Here is an 880-nt window from a genome sequence, read left to right on the forward strand (position 1 = left end):
GCGCGGCGGTGTCGTCGTTCGGGGCCAGCGGCACGAACACCCACGTCATCATCGAACAGGCTCCCGAACCCGATCCGGTCACACTGCCAACGGGCGGCAACGGCACCGGTTCCGTGGCATGGACGTTGTCCGCGAAGTCGGACACCGCACTGCGCGGCCAGGCGCAGGCGCTGCTCGCCGTCGTCGAGTCACGCCGGCTCGACCCGAAACCCGCCGTGGATCCTGCCGATGCCCTCGCGATCGCAGCAGCGCTGGCTCGTCGCACCGCTTTTGATCAACGCGCTGTCGTGCTCGGCGACGACCTCGCCGAGCTGACCGCGGGCCTGTCCGCCCTCGCCTCCGGCAGCGACGCTCCCGGCCTGGTCGTCGACGCGGTGACAACAGGCCGGCTCGGCCTGCTGTTCACGGGTCAGGGTGCGCAGCGTCCGGGCATGGGCCTGGGCCTTTACGAGTCGTTCCCGGTGTATGCGGCGGCGTTCGACGAGGTGTGCGCGGTCCTGGACCCGCTGCTGGGGCTGTCGCTGCGGGACGCGATCGCGTCCGGGGACGGCTTGGAGCAGACCGGCCTGACGCAGCCTGCGCTGTTCGCGGTGGAGGTGGCGCTGTTCCGTCTCGCGGGGTCGTTGGGTGTGGTGCCCGACTTCGTGGCCGGGCATTCGATCGGTGAGATCGCGGCGGCGCATGTGGCCGGGGTGCTGTCGCTGGCGGATGCGGCGACGCTGGTCGCGGCGCGGGGCCGGTTGATGCAGGCGCTGCCCGCCGGTGGTGCGATGGTCGCAGTCCGTGCCTCTCGTGAGCAGGTCGAGCAGGCCATCGCCGGGTTGGCCGACCAGCACGCGGACCAGGTCGGCAGCGCCGCTGGCGGTTCGGCGTCGGCGGT

Annotated in this window: 1 protein-coding gene; it reads left to right on the plus strand. The window is 72.0% G+C overall.

From position 1 onward, the window contains the following. Window positions 1-880, plus strand: an 880-nt coding sequence (locus Cco03nite_RS42035; RefSeq protein WP_203699636.1) for an acyltransferase domain-containing protein, incomplete at both ends; no start/stop codon positions are given.

Source organism: Catellatospora coxensis, assembly GCF_016862635.1.
Classification (GTDB): domain Bacteria; phylum Actinomycetota; class Actinomycetes; order Mycobacteriales; family Micromonosporaceae; genus Catellatospora; species Catellatospora coxensis.